The organism is Flavobacterium esculini (assembly GCF_048284325.1).
In the GTDB taxonomy this organism is placed as follows: Bacteria; Bacteroidota; Bacteroidia; order Flavobacteriales; family Flavobacteriaceae; genus Flavobacterium.
The window spans coordinates 87875-104792 of record NZ_JBLVPI010000010.1; the positions used below are offsets into that span (position 1 = coordinate 87875).

At 36.2% G+C, this 16918-nt stretch carries 8 protein-coding genes; all 8 read right to left on the bottom strand.

The window, feature by feature from the left end:
- Positions 1-11 precede the first annotated feature (11 nt).
- The 8 genes from ACNQGG_RS10350 to ACNQGG_RS10385 all read right to left on the bottom strand — a co-directional run bounded on the left by ACNQGG_RS10350 (position 12) and on the right by ACNQGG_RS10385 (position 16851).
- A complete protein-coding gene (locus tag ACNQGG_RS10350; protein ID WP_417963695.1) occupies positions 12-680 on the bottom strand; it encodes a DUF3826 domain-containing protein in 669 nt (222 codons plus the stop codon).
- 112 nt (positions 681-792) lie between these two features.
- Entirely contained in the window at positions 793-2493 is a 1701-nt protein-coding gene (locus ACNQGG_RS10355) for a polysaccharide lyase (RefSeq protein ID WP_417963696.1), read from the bottom strand.
- A 92-nt stretch (positions 2494-2585) separates the two neighbouring features.
- The gene (locus ACNQGG_RS10360; protein WP_417963697.1) at positions 2586-4610 is read right to left on the bottom strand and encodes a RagB/SusD family nutrient uptake outer membrane protein; all 2025 of its coding nucleotides are present in this window, start codon (positions 4608-4610) and stop codon (positions 2586-2588) included.
- Between the two features lie 27 nt (positions 4611-4637).
- Positions 4638-7853, bottom strand: a complete 3216-nt coding sequence (locus tag ACNQGG_RS10365) for a SusC/RagA family TonB-linked outer membrane protein (protein ID WP_417963699.1) — start codon at positions 7851-7853, stop codon at positions 4638-4640.
- Between the two features lie 513 nt (positions 7854-8366).
- Positions 8367-10388: an aceric acid hydrolase gene (locus ACNQGG_RS10370; RefSeq protein ID WP_417963701.1), complete on the bottom strand. Its 2022-nt coding sequence runs from the start codon at positions 10386-10388 to the stop codon at positions 8367-8369.
- A 108-nt stretch (positions 10389-10496) separates the two neighbouring features.
- The gene (locus ACNQGG_RS10375) at positions 10497-12956 is read right to left on the bottom strand and encodes a pectate lyase family protein (protein WP_417963703.1); all 2460 of its coding nucleotides are present in this window, start codon (positions 12954-12956) and stop codon (positions 10497-10499) included.
- 6 nt (positions 12957-12962) lie between these two features.
- The gene (locus ACNQGG_RS10380; RefSeq protein WP_417963705.1) at positions 12963-15293 is read right to left on the bottom strand and encodes a DUF5703 domain-containing protein; all 2331 of its coding nucleotides are present in this window, start codon (positions 15291-15293) and stop codon (positions 12963-12965) included.
- A 124-nt stretch (positions 15294-15417) separates the two neighbouring features.
- Positions 15418-16851: a sialate O-acetylesterase gene (locus tag ACNQGG_RS10385; RefSeq protein WP_417963707.1), complete on the bottom strand. Its 1434-nt coding sequence runs from the start codon at positions 16849-16851 to the stop codon at positions 15418-15420.
- Positions 16852-16918: the final 67 nt, after the last annotated feature.

A 16918-nucleotide genomic window follows, 5' to 3' on the forward strand; every position in this document is an offset into this window, starting at 1 on the left:
AATTTGGCAACTTACTTTTTTGATTTGTCCTTTTCTCGAGCTGCTGTGCGTGCATGCCAATCCGTACTTTCCTTGTTTAAATCGTATCCTTGAGCTGATAAATAATTATTTATTCTTCCTTTATATTTACCAAACCAACCGTGTTTTTCTTTGGAAGAACCACCATCTATAGCGTGTTCTCTCGCTTCAACCAAGTTTTTATAAATGTATTCTTTTTGTTCTTTGGTTAAATTAGGCAACATATCTTGGTATCCTGCGTAAGTAATTGGCAAAACACCATAAGTCATTCCGTCTTTAACTTCGGTGATTTTATCTGCATTTAATTGAGTTCCTAATTTTTTCAAATAGGATTTATGCAATTTAGCAATTGATCTGTCGGCTTTCGCTTTTAGTTTTTCAATCGATACATTTTGCTTTTCTTTTGCTAAAGCAATACTTTTTACTTTTGCAATTTCAGCGTCTCTTTCATCTTGAATTTTACTTAAATCTCTAGATTGTTGTGCAATGATATTGATTACAGCTTTTTCTTTTTCAGTATTCGACAAAGCTAATTTAGCAACAATTTTGGTTGCACGTTCATTGGTAACTTTTATATATTCTGGATCTAAATATTGTTGCGCGTTTATCGTACAGCATATAAACAGGAACAATATGCCTATACTTAAATTTTTTATTGACATGATTTTAAATTTATGAGGTTTCTTATACTCTTATTTATTTAAAAAAAACATCCTTACGCCATACTACAAGTAATGGAATAAGAATGCTTAAAAAAAAACACATTCTAAAAAACTATTCCAATAATGGACTTTTTAATGTCTCCTTATTATTGGCTAAATCTTTCCAATCCATTTTTATCGCAGGGTTCACACCATTGATGTAATCTTCAATATTGGCATAGCCATCGTTGTTCAAATCACCTTTGGCATCTGATGGGTCATTGGGATTTAAACCGTATTTTTTCTCCCATTTGTCTGGTATACCATCTTTATCAGTATCTACATAAGGTTTTCCTTTGTATTCTGGATATCCACCCACTTGTGAAATATCTGTTATGATACCTTGTTTATATGAATCCGCAGGCAAGCGTCTGTGCTCAAATTGATAGAATTTTTTTGACTCCAATCCTTTGGCATATTCAGGAACTCCTGTTTTTACTGTTCGCACAATTCGTTCGTCAACGTTGTCTCTTATTGGCAAAGTAGCACCTACATTTTTAAGTACAAAATCGTATGCTTCTTCAGCCTTCAATATTTTATTAAACCAAGGCATAGGGAATGGTCTGTCGCTTTTCATTTTGTCAAAAAATGGTTTGGCTTCTACATAAGTCATTAATTCCCCTTTTTTGTTTTCGATTTGAATACCACCGTCCCAGTTGTCTTTGGTTACTTTTTCGTTATTGTTAATTACATTTCCATTAACATAAGCTCTACCATAAACCATATAAGGCAATTTGCTTCTTCCAGATTCAGGTTTTAAAATTCTATAGCTTATAGGCTCATTTAAATTAGTTACTGGCCCTGGTTTATAAAAATTATTAATAATATTATAATTGGCTGTATAATCGCCCCCATCTGTAGATCTGTTATACCAATTAAAAATAACATTGTTTACAAAATTAAAAATACCATTCCACCCGATTGAAGGGTTTCTACCCGCATTATTTGCCCACATATTCCTAATAAAAGCACAATTTTCTCCTCCTAAAGTACTACCAAATGCATGGTTATAGGTATCTAAAGCTTCTCCGAATAAACTGTTTTGAATGGTAATGTTTACAGTACCTTTCTTTTCATCCGGATAACCGGCACCTGGACTGTACATGTGTCTGTACATTGACATATTTTCATCTAATCCCCAAGTTGCCGAAACGTGGTCAATCATTATGTTCCCTACCGGATTACCACCAATAGCATCATCTCTGCGTCCTACAAAAGTTTCGCCTCTGCGAAAACGCATGTGTCTTATAACTACATCATGTGTGTTTATCCAAACTGATTCTCCAGCCACGCAAATTCCATCACCAGGTGCTGTTTGTCCTGCAATAGTAATATAAGGAGCGCGGATAATTAAAGGGCTTTTTATTTTAATAATCCCCGAAACATTAAAAACAATGATTCTTGCCCCGCCTTTTTCACAAGCTTCACGCAAGCTTCCAGGTCCGTTATCTTCTAAGCTGGTCACAGTATAAACATTACCTCCTCGGCCACCAAAAGTATACATACCTCCACCTTCGGCACCAGGGAAAGCAGGTATTTCTGCTTGTGGCAAATCCGTTGGTCTAGATGCCCACGGAATGAATGGTTTCCCTTGTTTGGCCTCTTGTTCTATAATTACAAGTGCTTTTTCCCAAGCTTCATCAGAACGTTTGGAAGCATCATCCATAATAATCTTGGATTTTGCCTGAACTTCAGCAGAAAGAGATGGATATTGGGCATAACTTTTAGTAAATCCCGCTAGTAAAATAAATAAAATAAAACTGAACTTTTTCATGAAACTTTTTAATTATGGTATTGTTTTAGAACTAAATCACCTGTATTTAAAAAGAGAAATACAGGTGAAGAAGTAATATATTAATATCTATTTTAATTAAGTGGATTAAACGTTCCACCCCACCCTTGTGTTTGTTCCAAATATGGTGCCGTATCTAATAAACCTTGCGGAATACCAAAGAAATAATATTCGTTGTACCATTTAAAAGACCAGTTAGCAGGAGTAGTCGACTCTATATTATTTCTTTCTACTATCTCGAAATAATTAGTATACAGATATTCTAAATACAAAGCTTCAGTAGTAATAATTGTTCCCGGTAGTTTTCCTGTTGCTGGGATAGTGTATGGAAATACAGGGTCTCTATTCACTATTGGAGCAACACCGGCTGCATTTGGCAAGAAAGGATCTGTTAAACCTACATATCTAGTTCCAGCAGTATTTTTGGCTATGTAATAGTAACCAGTTCTTCTGGTACCATTAATAGGAGCGAATCCCAATCTAGCACAAGTTCCTGCACTATCATCAAAAAGTTTCCAACGTCTTAAATCATAAAAGCGTTTTCCTTCGTAAGCTAATTCTATTTTTCTTTCATTAAGAACAGCTGCAAAATGTTGATTTCTAGAAGATACATTAGCTAAACCATAATCAGAAGAACCAACAACTAAACCAGCACGAACTCTAATGGTTCTTATTAAATCTTTTCCTTCAGATAATTTGTTAATCCCAATAGCACATTCCGCTAAATTTAATACTACTTCGGCAAAACGCATTTCCATAAAATCAGTTCCACTATAAGCAAAACTATTAGCAATACTTGCTGATGGCGAAGTGGATTTGCTCAAATAAACAGCCGTTTTATTATCTCCTAATGTTTCCGTAAAAGTAGCTGGTGTAGCAGAAGCAGTTCCTGTTTTTGTATAAGCATAAGTCCATTGTTTAAAGGTAGTTTTTTCAGCATAACCCCAAGTTGCACCATTATATGCAAACGTTTTATAAAACCTTGGATCCCTGCCTTTATAAAATAAAACAGGATTATAGGATGGATTACCTACAATACTAGTACCGTCTGCCATTGGAAACGCATCTACGATTTGTTTAGTAGGAGCTACAGAACCACCTCCTGTAACTTCTTTAGAACGACACGCTTTTTCCCAACCATTGTTTCTCTTAATTTGATCTGTAACTGAATTATTAAAACCGTAAACAATCACTGCTTCTGGATTATCTTGTTCCTTAAACCACATATCACCCCAAGCTTTACCATTAGCAGTTCCACCTACAGCAAAAAGACCAGAACCATTCGCTTCTAAAAGTGTTTTTGCAGCTAAATTAGCATCATAAGCACGTTGCCAACGTGCAGTATCGTCATTAGGATTAAAAAGAGGACTTGCCCATGTTAACAATACACGTCCCTTGAAGGCAGCAGCTGCACCACTTGTGATTCTACCCCAGTTTGCAGTATCCCATTTAGGAGGCAATAATGATTTAGCCATATCTAAATCAGCAATTATTTGTTCGATACATGCAGATGTAGAACTTCTTGCAATTTGACTGTCTGAAGCAGCATCTAAAATAGGGTTCTGTGCCGTTAAAACCAACGGAACACCACCATACAACTTCACCATATCATAATATTGCCAAGCTCTCCAAAAATACAATTGTCCTTTCAGTTGATTTTTTTTAGCGTCATCAATTCCTGTATATTTATCAACTTCATTCAGGAAAATATTAATTTGTTTCATTCTGGTCCATGTATTATTGGCAATACTTGTACCCATTCTTGTCCCTAAATAAGGTAGAGAATTAGTTGTTGCATTTAATGTTGCATAAACCTTATTATAATTAGTTTCCCCAAAAAGTTCGTCTGAAGTTTTACTAAAGGTATCCGCACCACCTGCAGCAAGATCCCAAGTCATGGCGGCAGCATTATCCGGAGGCAGAATTGATTTATAGATATAATCTACATAAGCCGTAGCTAATGAAGGATCTTGAAAAACCTGTTCATTAACTCCTCCAAAATCTGCTTTCTCAGCAAGGAAATCATCATTACAACTCACTAGAGAAAAAGCTGTTACGATTGTAAACAACCCTATCTTTTTTATATTTTTTATTTTCATAACTTTATTTATTTGATTGATCACTAATTAGAATCCAACATTAAGTCCTAATGATATCGTACGTAAAGTAGGATAAACATCATAAGCTCCACTACCATTTTTATAGGAATAAGGATTATAAAGATTAAACGGATTCAAACCTACTAAGTTAACTTTACAAGAACTTAAATTCATAGCAGTCAACGCTCTTTCAGGCAATGTATATGCAATTGTAATATTTCTACAATTTAAACTAAAAGAATCAACTCTCCAAAAAGTAGATGTTGGATCCATGTTAATAGCAGTAAAGTAAGGGTTTGGCATTGTTCCGGTTGGATTAAGAACTGGATCATAAATATTATTCCAAATCACAGGTTTATTAACCGTATTAGAATTTATAGTTGCTTTCAAAGGTTTTCTAGCGTTACTATCAATTTCAGACCATCCTCCACCAAATGAAGCACCTACAACCGCATTAATACTAAATCCTTTGTAAGCAAGTTTTAAAGTAGTACCGGCACCGTATTTAGTTGATTTCCTTTTAGACAATTGAATTTGGTCATTTACATCAATGATTCCGTCTGGAGCAGCAAACTGTCCGTTCCCCAAATAAGCACCTCTAATATCTCTATAATAAAGAGTTCCCGGTCTAAGTGCTGAAGCTAGCGTACCAAAAACAGATTTAATATTATATTTAGTGACATAATCAGTTACATCTTGTTGTGTTTGGAACATACCCATATAATCATAACCCCACTGACCATTATCACTAGACTGACCCGGTTTAGCGTTCCAAGGAAGCAAGATATCAGCAGCATTAAAATTACTCTGAATTATTTTGTTATCTGACCATCCAAAACGAAGATCGATACCGTAACTAACTTTTTTTGCTATTTTATCATTCCAACCTAATTCAAATTCATACCCAAAGAAATCTGCTTTTCCAAAATTTTCAGAAGCTACGGTTCCTCCAACAGTAAAAGGTACGTTTCCAGTACGCTCCATAAGAATATCAGTACCAATATTGTAAAATGAATCTACTCCAAAAGACAATCTATTGTTTAAAAATTTAGATTCTAAACCAAAATTAGTTTTTAGCTCATCACTCCATGTACCATTAGGATTAGGGGACGCTTCCATTTTCATACCTGTAGATGCTCCAACATTTGCTGTTCCACCAAAAACACCCCCTTGACCATTTTGAAACGTATATCTTTGTCTCCACAACCAAGCTTTAGTATCGTCTTTTCCAACCTTTCCAATAGAATATCTAACCTTTAGGAAATCAACAACTTTAGATTTGAAAAAATCTTCTTTAGATATAATCCATCCAGCAGACACATTAAAGAAGCTACCCCAATAATTCCCAGGAGCAAATTTGGTTGAAGCATCCGATCTGAAAAGAACTTCAGCTAAATATTTTTCTCCATATGCATAATTTAATCTTCCAATATATCCTAATGAACCAGATTCATTTCTCTCCGTACTTCCATCTACTGCACCAAAAGCTGAACCAAATTGACCATTTGTAGCTGGTATTGGACCCGCTTTAAAAACAACCTCCTTAGTACCCTCGGACTCTGATCTTTCGATAGCAACTAAACCACTAATACTGTGCTTCCCAAAATCACGAGCATAAGAAGCGTTTAAACTATATTGTACTGACAAAGAATTAGAGTTCGCAAAATACAAACGATCTCCATTTGTGTAGTATTTACTACTTTTCAAGATAGCATTGTCATCAAAAATATGGCCATTCGTACCTGTTCCCGTATATTGATACAAAGTATAACCCGTACCTACTTGCGTTCCTCTGCCATTACCCATGTTACGGGCATATGCCCCCTTAACACTCATCCCTTTAATAAAAGGAACTGCATATTCAGCATACATATTAAGTGTCATCGTACTCGCCTTGGTAGTAGCTAAGTTATTCAAACGTTGAATTTCCTGGTAGTGATATCTAGTTGTAGCATCATTATTTCCTAAAGGCTCCACTGGATTTCCTTTGATGTATTGAGGAATATAAGGTAAATCAGTCAACAAAGTGATATAATCATTTTCTTCGTTTTCAGTTCCAATCTTATTAAATGTTTTTGTCTGATCTGAATTGAAACCAGAAATCTGTATACCTGCTTTCAGATTACTGGATAAATTGACATCAACACCCGCTCTATAGGTCCATTTGTTATAATCTAAAGTTCCTAAATTACCATTTTGTTTATAATAAGAGGCTCCTGCAAAATAAGTAGCCCTGTCAGTACCTCCACTAGCATTAACATTATGGCGCATAGTATACGAAGGAGACCATTCTTGATCTAAAGTATTATAATTTATAGTTTTGAAAAACGCAAGCTCATCATCAGAAAAGAATTTAGTTGCATCTGGAGCTGTAACATTAGCACCATTAGGCCCATTCATCGTGTTAATGTATCTTCCAAAATCATTCGCATTCATCATTTTTGTACGATAGGTAGAGTCATTCGTGCCATAAGTACCACTATACGTAAATTTAGTAGGTCCTTTTTTACCTCTTTTAGTAGTTACCAAAACCACCCCTTGACTAGCTCTAGATCCATAAACAGCAGCAGAACCATCTTTAAGAAACGAAATACTTTCTACCTCAGAAGCATCTAAGTTATCAAACAAAGTACTATCACTTTTTCCTTGAGGATCAATTTGTAAAACCCCATCTATAACATATAAAGGCTGGTCATTACCACCATCCTTTGAAAATGTCATCGGATTACGTATTTTCAAAGTCGATTTATTCCCTGGTCTTGCAGAACCGCCTGAAACTCCAACACCCAGAACACGTCCCGCCAAAGCAACACCCAAATCTCCAGTTGGCAAATCCTCAATTTCGCTCATTTTTAAGGTCGCAACAGCTCCCGTTAAATGCGCCTTTTTCTGCTTACCGTAACCTACAACAACCACTTGTTCCAGTTCAGATGCATCTTCTTTCATCGTAACATCGATAACAGCTTCGTTGCCAACAGTTTTTTCTACTTTAATCATTCCTATGTAAGCAAATGAAAGAACATCTCCTTTTTTTACGTTTATAGCATAATGTCCATTAGAGTCTGTAATCACTCCATTTTTTGTTCCTTTTACATTTACATTTACTCCTAGAACTGCTCCTCCGGCGTAATCGATTACGCTTCCAGTTACAATTTTTTCTTGGTTAGTTTTTTGGGCAAAGCTCGAAAAACTCATTAGTGCAAACAAAATTAAACCACATCTCTTTGCGATCGTTTGTTTCATAAGTGCTTTTAGTTAATTAGTTAATAGTTAGTTGGTTAATAAAAACTGCTTTTCGAACCTGACTAAAATTATGAAAAAACATCTCATTTGATGTTAAATTATAAGACAATCGTTAAGTGTCAAAAAGACATTTATTATTTATGGCCCAAATATATAATCTTAAAACATCGCAACTGTCCTGTACTGTCCTGCTTTAATGCTATTATCAAATAAAAATTGCAGTAAATAAATCAGATTAACAAAAAATAGACGAATAAAATATACTAAACAAAAAAAACAAAGAATTAGTTTGCATATTATTCGGTGCTCTTATCCCTGTTTTAAAGAGGAATCAGAAAAGAAGCCTAAGGTAAATTAGCATTTGTTTTAAACCATGAAGAAAAACTACCACACAAATCAAAGTTTTTTTTCTTGAAAAAGTAAATTCTTACAGCTAGTTTCTTAGTCCAATTTTTTAGTACTACGAAACTAGCTGTAAGAATAAATAGAATTGAAAATTATTTCTAATTTAGATTAATGTGAAAGCCAAACCGTCATCTCTCCTTTTTTATGATTTCCCCAAGCAAAATAAGGGATTAATTTGATTTCATATTGTTTGACCTCTTTTTGAGAGAACGGCCTATACAACCTTTTTTCCCATGAAGCATCCTTATTAATTAATGAATTAACAGTAATGGAAAGTAATTTCCTATCGGCTATTTCAATAAAATCAGTGGTAAACGGGGAATTTGTATTCAAAACCACATCATTCACACTTGTGTTTTCAGGCAATTGATCCGATTCTAAACAATACACAATAGGACCACGCTTTACGGCTACCTGATTTTTAATTTCCTCTACCAGAGGATTGGCTTCCATTAATTCAACTGGCATGGGTAAGTTAAGTTCAATAACGTCTCCCTTTTTCCATTTCTGAATTATTTTCATATACGTGCCAGAAACAGCATCGTTTTCAATGGTTCTATTGTTAACCAAAATTGTTCCACCTTGACTCCACCCTGGCATTCTTAAGAAAAAAGCATAACTCTCTTTTGGGGCTTTTAAGATTTTCAATGTTATTTTACCATCCCAAGGATAATTGGTTTGTTGTTCTACCTCTAATTTTTCTCCGTTTAAAGTCAACGTGTTCAAATGATTGCTACCGTATAAATTGACATACACTCCTTCTTTCGAAAGATTATAGGCGTAATTACTAATCTCGGCAATGCTTCTTGTCACGTTTGGCGCACAACAATTCGACAAAGCAATATAGCCTTCGCGTTCTTTGCTCCATCGTTGTTTAAAAGGCAATTTCGCAGAAACATTCAATGGATTATTATAAAAGAATTTTTTTCCTTCCAAACTGATTCCTGACAACACACTATTATACAATGCCAACTCTACAACATCGGCATATTTTGCATCTGCGGTAATTTGCAACATTCTCCAATTCCACAACACATTCCCAATGTTAGCACATGTTTCAGTATGAGCAGTCGCATTCGGCAATTGAAACGGTCTTCCGTAAGCTTGATGAATTTTTTGCACATCTGTCGGATTATACGAAGTTCCATCTGGGGAAACACCATCATACAAAGAACCGCAAGCACCCGTAATGTACATTTTTCGATACGTTACGTCATCCCAAATTGACTTTAGATTATCCAAAAGTTTTTTCTCTCCCGTTTCGGCATATAGATCGGCTACACCAGCATACAAATAATTCGCTCTCACGGCGTGTCCCATTGCGGTGGTTTGTTGCCTGAACGGAATTCTGTCCTGATTGTCGTCTGTCCCGTCATTGGTTGTACCTCTAATATCAATTAGATTATTGGCCAATTCCAGGTATTTTGGATTTTTCGTCGTGCGATACATTTCGACAATTCCCATATAATGCGAAGGGCAAATCGCATTACGAGCTAAATCTGGAGATGCTTTTTTATAGAAATCATACAGATAATCCGCTACTCCTTTGGCGATATTCAAAAAATTGGTTTTTCCGGTAGCACGATAATGTACGCAAGCAGCAGTCATCAGATGTCCCATATTGTATTTCTCGAAACCCAATTGTTTTTTTACTTCTTCCGGCCCTAAAGTTCCCCAGCGTTCATCAATTAAAACTGGCGTGTGCAAATAGCCATCTTTGCGTTGTGCTTTCGCAAAAAGTGCAATGGCTTTATCCATTTCGGCATCCAATTTCTTGTCTTTGGTTACGGCATACGTAGCTGCCATTCCTTCAAAAATCTTGTAAAAATCTCCGTCGTGAAAAGAAGGCCCTTTGAAAGCTCCTTTGGTTAGACCTGCGGCTATTTCAAAATTTTTATAAGCGTGCGAAATCGAATCGTTATGATACAAATCCCACATATAAGGCAAAGTATTTTTGGTTTCCACATCAAATTGTTCTTTCCAAAAACCATTTGTCCATTGTACATCTTGTAAATTGACACTTTGCAATTTGGAATAAGGACTTTCAGAATTGGCAACCAAACCTTTATTTTGAGCTACAAAAGCTGTCGAAAAAAGTATGGTTGATAATAGAATGATTTGCTTTTTCATCTTAATATTTTTATATTTTTTTGAATCTGCAAAAATCTGTTAAATCTGCGTGAAAAAAATAGGCACGCAGATTTAGCAGATTTTCGCAGATTATACTTTACTATTTCTTTATTTTACAAAAAAATTAATCGTACGGCTCATTGAATCTCCATCTGAATCTTTAACTGTAATGGTAAATGAAGCAAATCCTTTTTCGCTTGCCGTAAACTGAATTTCTTTTCCGTTTAAAACTACTTTTCCGTTTTTAACATCTGAGAAAGTATATACCGGTTTTTTCTCGTATCCTTTAAAATAATCAACTGCTGAAAGTGTTACTTTTCCACCTGAATTGATGAAAAAGTGCGGTTTTGCCATCCAATCCAAATAGTCGTCCAATTGGGCAAACCCGTCCTTGTCTTTATCCAAATTGACATCTGAAAAATCATTCGCAACCGAATTTACATTCGACCCTTTGGCTTCTTCCCACCAGTTTGGCAATCCATCGTGGTCGGTATCCCAGTCTGCAGAGCGTTTTTCATTTGCAAAATTTGGCCATCCACCGGCATCTGCTTCGTTATCAATCATACCTCCCAAACCACTTTTGCTTCCTTTATATGTAAAAGTTCCTTTCAAAGTTTCATCAACAATTCGAACATCATGTTTATCGAAGAAAGGCTGATTCGCGCCCACATCTGAAAGCACATCCTTGTAAGCTGCTTCTGCAGTTTGAGTGTTTACAAACGATTCGAAAAATGGTTTTGGCAAAAACACCGGATAATCCACAATCGCTTTATTAGATATTGTAAACTTTCTACCTTTATCTTGATTCTTTTTATTAAAATAACCAGGCATCACATTTCCATCAAAATAATATTGCTGTTTTCCTTTTCCAACACCTTCAATTTGTGCATTTAGCGCCACAAATATTTTAGTAGAAACGCCTGGCTTGTAATAATTATTTACAAAATTCACTTCGCTAGCACCACCATCTGTAGTTCGGTGTCCCCAATTGTACACCACATTATTACGGATGTCCAATCGTCCTCCATAAAAGCCATCTCCATTTAAACCTCCACCAATACTCCAGTTCCTGCCTTCATTGTGTGCCAATAGATTATGGTGAAAACTACCCACATCACCACCAATAGTAGCGGCATAACCGTGCATTTTTCCTGCTGGATATTTATCGTGACCTGCTACATTCAAGGCTTCGGAAATTAAAGTGCGTTGCAGGGTAATATTGTGTGATCCTCTGGAACTAAAAGATTCGTCAATCGTCCAACTGATAGAACAGTGATCTATAATACTATGGTTTGCACCCGTCAATCCCATTCCGTCGTAAGTAGTTCCGCCTCCGATCCGAACTTTCAAAAATCGGATTACCCCATCATTTCCTGTCAGTCCGACAGGTGCTCTACTGATAGTGATTCCTTCACCCGGAGCGGTTTGCCCAGCAATTGTTATATAAGGTTGGTTTACCACTAATCTTGATTGCAATTTTATGTTTCCAGAAACATTAAACACAATAGTTCTTGCGCCAATAACCTGATCTACGGCATCACGCAAACTACCTGAACCGCTATCGTTCAAATTAGTCACTTCCACTACTTTTCCGCCTCTTCCACCCACGGCAAAACGTCCATAACCCTCAGCTCCAGGGAAAGCCAATTGTGCTGGCCTGAAAGACCAAACTGTTCCCAATGTAGCATTTCCTTTGGCATCCAATTCATCCACACGCCAGTAATAGGTTGTTCCACTATATAATTTTCCAAGATCAAATTTGGTCGAGGTTAATTTTCCTTTGAATTCAGGAGATTTTTCAGTGGCATTTGAAACCGCATTTTTATCGGTTCCATAATAAATTTGGTGTGCTACCGCATCTTTGGCAGATTCCCAATTCAATATCAAATTTTTATCAATTACCACGTGTTCATCTGCAGTTGAAGGCTTTGGCGTATGCGATTGTTTCTTCAAATTTGGAGTATCTATTTCAAATCCGTTAATCACCATTTGTTGAATAAAATCAGATGATTTTACATCCAATTCAAAACGAATCACCACGTCCTTGTTTGCTTCAGCATTAAACACAAGATAAGCCGTCGCGGTTTCTATTTTAGAATTGGAACGATTACTTGGTGTAACCGTTTCGGCCAATTTATCATTCACATAAATTTTTACCGGCGCGAATGTTTTTCCTTCGATTTTGTCAAAAGTGTTGTGAAAAGTCAGCAATGAGTGTTGTCCCGCTTTCAGACCGCTAATAGTCAATTCTAAATTTTCGGCAGTAGCCAAACCATCACTGGTCAATTTGCCGTAAAAAGGTGCATTCATTCCAACCTTGTACCATTTCGAATTGAAATTTCCTTTCAATTTGAAGGTTACATTATTAAATAATTTCTCTGCATCTTTTTGCTCGCTTATTGGCCAAGAATTATAAGTGGTGTCATTCACTTCTTCCACTCTTCGCTGAGAAAAATCAAAATCAACTTTTACGATTTGTTTCCCCGTTACATTTTTTAATGATTGTCCTTGTGCATTTACAGCCAAAATAGCCGACAAAGCCAAGCAACTAACTAATCCCTTCATCATCTTATTTTATTTTAAATTTATTTTTTCTGTTGCTGGCATTTCCAGCAGGTTTACAATGTTTTTTCTTCTTTCCTCTGGCATTACTTTTATAATCTTTACGATTCCATTTTGAAGTTCGGCTTCAACCGTAGTATTTTCAGTGGCGTGTAATTTGAAATGTACATTCCAGTCTTTTGGCCAAGCCGGAAAAAGATAAATTTTCCCATTCGCTTCCTGCAAAAGCATTTCCTGCATACCAATCATCCCTGAACCTCCCCAATTGTGATCTGGAACCCAATCGAATCCCGGCCCCCAAAAGGCAGGAAATCTTCGGTCAGAATTGGACATTTTCAATAAATTGTATTTCGCCGCTTCATTGGTCAACCCCAAACGTGCCGCAAAAATATTGTCCTGTTTCCAGCCAACAAAGCTTCTGAATTTTACCGCATCGGTATCGTATTTCCAGGTATTCAAAGCGGTTTCTAAATCAGGTTTACCTATGCCGTAAATTCCCCAAGGGAAAACGGAATACAATTGTGGCACCTCAGAATTATTGATGCGTTCCCATGATTTAGCTGGAGCCAATGTTGTATATCCGTCAAAAGTCCTGAAATTCAAAGGAGGAATTCGAGTTTGAAAGCCTTTCAAATAATCGGAGTCTTCCTTGGACAATTCTTTTGACGAAAGGTTTAAAAGTCGCTCTGTAATTACTTGCAAAGCCGAAATAGTGCTATTAGAATTATACGCCATTTTATAGGTTTCGGCACCCGAACCCGGATAGAGAACCAAATGACCATTCCCATCCAAAGTTTTTCTTCCTCTTTGCTTGGCCAAGTATTGATAATGCTCATCAAAAAAACGAAGACAACTGATGACGAACGGATTGTATTTTTGAATATTCTCGTTTGCATATTCTTTTTGCTGTAACATCATTTGACAAAACTCAAAAACCGTATCCCACTCGTATTCCAACCAAGCATTGTATTCCATTCCGGGGTCATAATCGGCTGGACGCTTCCATTCGTATTCCGCAGGATTGGGCAATCCAAAGTTTTCTAATTGTTCAGTAAACGCTGCTCCGCCGTGTTTCCAATAGACTTGAGAACGTAATTCGGTTGTTTTTTGCAAACTCAAATAATAATCCAATTGGGATTTCATCATATCGAAATCACCACTCTTCAGCATCGGAAAATAAACCAATCGTTGGTTTTGAGCCGTCATCGTTCCCCCTCCCCAATTCCTAAAATCAGGCGTAAAATTTAAATCTGGATTGGTAAAAACAGGATCAACCGTAAAAAGTCCGCCGTTGAATTTAGTCGGGTATTTTCCATAAGCATTGCAACCCAACATATAGCGGAACAATTGATAATTTTGACCTATTTGATACACCGAATCTTTTGCAGATGATTGATTTTTTTGGGTATAAATAAAACTGCGGTTCCAGAAATTATTCCACCATTTTATCGTGTTTTTTTCTGCCTGTTTTCCTTTGATTTTATAGTCCGAAATTTGATTTTTTAGATCTTTATTCCAAGAATTAATATCATTTTGACTAGTCTGTAAATGAATTTCCAAAGCTTGTTTTTTGGAAGCTTTCACGCTCGACAAACTAAATCCTTTGAAATCCGTATTTTGATAATTACCCAAATATGTTCCGTCTGGTTTTAAATTATCTCCGGTCATAAATCCGCCAAAAGTCAAATTCGCCAACGGATTCAGCATTTGATCTTTAACCGATTCCATTTTTTGCTGTTTGACAGCAACATCAAAAACAGTTTGTTCTCTATTTCTGTGATAAAATTTTACGCCATTATTTTCAAATGCAATTGAATCTTTGAAAGTCACAATTTCACCTTGTGGAGCCCATTTATAAGAATTGGCATTGTTGGCTTTTCCTTTGGAATCCCTATCTTTATGACGCCAACTTTCGTAAGAAGCCGTCATTTGCAAAGGCGTTTTGCTCTCCAAATCCAAATGAATTACGGGTTTGAAAACATCTACCCAAAGCTTGATTTTGGTGTTATTTTGAGCAGTGGAAATATAACCGTCTTTCAATACCAATTCTTGATGAAAACCTTCGCTATCTTTAAACGGATTTGGAGTTAAAGTAACTTTTATGCGTCCTAGTTTCAATAAGGCATTATGCTCATCAAAAGTTCCACTGCGGGAAAAATAAAAATACAAATCCCCTTTTTCTACCCAAACATTTAAACCAATATCGCCCCCGCCCAAAGGCATCGATTCCGACGAATTGTTACTTTGTGTTCTCCAAATTTGATTGTAATTATCGAGCACAGGAATTTGCGCTTTGGTCAAAAGCGTAAAAAAAAGAAAGATATAAATCGTTGAGTATTTCATCTAAAAAAAATTGTTTCAAAATCCTAAATCATTAACAAACTAAGGTTTTCTGCAACCATATAAGGCAAATAAGATCATTTAAGTTTTAGCTTCAATCGCTTATATGCTTTTATGGTTAAAATCACTACCATTCATCCGTTCTGAAAGACGAAACTGGCAATCCTCCCGTACTAAATAATTCGGCTTTTGTATAATCTTTGAATAAATAACGAACAGCAACTGGTTTTGTTACTTTATCCGAAGTCAACACCACCGATTTTCTGCGAACTTCCGCTTTAGCAGGATAAAAAAATTTGTCTTCTCCAGCGATTTCGAAACCTGTCACCTCGTTTCCGTAAGCAGTAATTCCGTTCGGTGCATCATCGAAAGAGACCGTAGCTAAATTATCTTTTATTTCCAAAGCTTTAAATTTTGGACTCTCAAATTCGAAGCCTTCTAATCCGTAGGTTTTGGCCAAAGCCAAATACCCCAAACGACTTCCTCCTTTTTCTTTGTCAACTGGATGAATATTATTTTCTTCGCCAATATCCATTAGAACAGCCATTGCTGCATTTGGAATTTCCTTTGAAGCTTTCAATTGTGCTTCTCTCAAATAAGCCGAATTGTATTTTTCTAAATTATCTTTTGGATGAAACTGAGCATAATTAAAAGGTGCAATTTGGGCATAGTAAAAAGGAAAATCTCCTTGTTCCCATAAAGTTCTCCAACTGCTAACCAACTTTTTCATTAAAGCGGTATATTCAGAAGCCCTTTCATAATTCGATTCGCCTTGGTACCAAATACAGCCTTTGATTCCGTAACCGATAACCGGCGAGAGCATCCCGTTGTATAAAGTAGTTGCCACGCGGTTAGGGTCTTTTGCCAAATCTTCTATTTTAGTAGGGATTTTAGCGCTCTCAAAATCTTTCAACATTTCTTGGTTCATCCACGCTTCCATACTAGAACCGCCATAAGAAACGTGAATCAATCCCACTGGAACGTTTAATACTTGTTGCAAAAGTGAACCAAAATACCAAGCTGTTGCGCTAAAATTAGCCGTAGATTTAGGTGAAGCGGTTTCCCATTTCCCTTCAAAATCTTCTAATGGTTTTAACACCGTAGCTCTTGGAATCGTAATTAAACGAATACTTGCATTAGTTGATTTGACGATTATTTCATTTCCGTTTTTAACCGGTTGCCCTGAAAACCCTTTCAAAGGCATTTCCATATTGGACTGACCGGAACACAACCAAACTTCCCCAATGAGCACATTTTTCACAACGATAGTTTCCTTTCCCTGACTAACTTCAATAATAAATGGTCCTCCTGCAACAGGAGTTTGCAATTCTAATTTCCATTTCCCTTGATTATCAGCTTTGGCTTTATAAATTTTGGAATCCCAAGACGTTTTTATGCTAAGGTTTTCGTTCTTATCAGTCCAACCCCACATAGGTACTTTAGATTTTTGTTGTAGCATCATATTATCCGAAAACAGTGCCGGTAATTTGATTTTTGCATCCATTTGAATACTTCCTAAAACCACAAAAATTGCAATAATTGAATTTCTAAAATTTCTCATTTCTTTTTTCTTTTTAATCTATATTTCAACGGATTAAAATCCATTGCTACAATATGCATCATTCCTA